The sequence below is a fragment of the Sphingomonas panaciterrae genome, assembly GCF_036890205.1.
Lineage (GTDB): Bacteria > Pseudomonadota > Alphaproteobacteria > Sphingomonadales > Sphingomonadaceae > Sphingomonas > Sphingomonas panaciterrae.
The window spans coordinates 2,501-4,089 of sequence record NZ_JAKNQR010000028.1 but is presented as its reverse complement, the minus strand read 5'-3'; the positions used below and the strand labels follow the sequence as shown (position 1 = coordinate 4,089).

Annotated in this window: 1 rRNA gene; it reads right to left on the bottom strand. The window is 52.6% G+C overall.

The annotated features are described in order from the left end of the window. Positions 1-1,342: ribosomal RNA gene (locus tag L8F96_RS18445) — 23S ribosomal RNA — on the bottom strand; the annotation flags it as partial. Positions 1,343-1,589 lie beyond the last annotated feature (247 nt).

Below are 1,589 nucleotides of genomic sequence, written 5' to 3'. Positions count from 1 at the left end.
CCCTTGGTCTTTCGGCGAGAGGGCATCTCACCCTCTTTATCGCTACTCATGTCTGCATTCGCACTTCCGATACCTCCACCACCCATTACCAGATGGCTTCGCAGGCTTACGGAACGCTCCGCTACCGCGTGTTCAAAGAACACACCCTAAGCTTCGGTGCACGTCTTGAGCCCCGTTACATCTTCGCCGCAGGAACCCTTGTTTAGACCAGTGAGCTGTTACGCTTTCTTTAAAGGATGGCTGCTTCTAAGCCAACCTCCTGGTTGTTTTGGGATTCCCACATGCTTTCCCACTTAGACGTGACTTGGGGACCTTAGCTGTAGGTCAGGGCTGTTTCCCTTTTGACGACGGACCTTAGCACCCGCCGTCTGTCTCCCGGATATCACTCCTAGGTATTCGGAGTTTGGTTAGAATTGGTAGATCTCGCGACCCCCGCATCCATCCAGTGCTCTACCCCCTAGGGTGTTCGTCCGAGGCACTACCTCAATAGTTTTCGCGGAGAACCAGCTATTTCCCGGCTTGATTGGCCTTTCACCCCTAAACACAACTCATCCGGTAACTTTTCAACGTTAATCGGTTCGGACCTCCAGTGCGTGTTACCGCACCTTCATCCTGGTCATGCCTAGATCGCCGGGTTTCGGGTCTAATACATCAAACTATGGCGCCCTATTCAGACTCGCTTTCGCTGCGCCTACACCTATCGGCTTAAGCTTGCTTGATACATTAAGTCACAGACCCATTATGCAAGAGGTACGCTGTCAGGCCTCAAGGACCCTCCAACTGCTTGTAGGCAATCCGTTTCAGGTACTGTTTCACTCCCCTCATCGGGGTGCTTTTCACCTTTCCCTCACGGTACTAGTTCGCTATCGGTCATGTACGAGTATTTAGGCTTAGAGGGTGGTCCCCCTATATTCAGACAGGATTACACGTGTCCCGCCCTACTCAAGTCCTTCAATCTCACTTTCGCATACGGGGCTGTCACCCGCTACGGCCGAACTTTCCAGATCGTTCTGCTAGTTGAATTGAAGGCACTGGCCTGGTCCGCGTTCGCTCGCCACTACTAACGGAATCTCGGTTGATGTCTTTTCCTCCAGGTACTGAGATGTTTCAGTTCCCCGGGTTCGCTTCACGAAACCTATTTTATTCGGTTAAGTGATACCTTTTTCCTGATTACCTCCACCCGGCGAACCGGAAAGAAATAATCGGGATAGGTGGGTTTCCCCATTCGGAAATCGTCGGGTCAAAGGTTGCTCACACCTCACCGACGCTTATCGCAGCGTGCCACGTCCTTCATCGCCTGTACATGCCAAGGCATCCACGAATTGCCCTTACCTCACGCTTGAGAGTCCACACCACCAACGACAACACTGGATCGTTCTCCGTCAGGAGAGCGACACGAAACTCGGCAGAGCAGTGAAGCGTGGTTCTGATCTGGCCGTCGTCGATACACACAAGGCGTATCACTGAGCGGCTCAGCTGATGTGGATGATTAAATCTCAGCCAGATTATTTGTAGAGATATAGTCTTGGACGCCTCGAACCCCGTAGCCAGTCCCCCTCAAGCCGAAGCTCTCAGCGAACCGCTTTCGC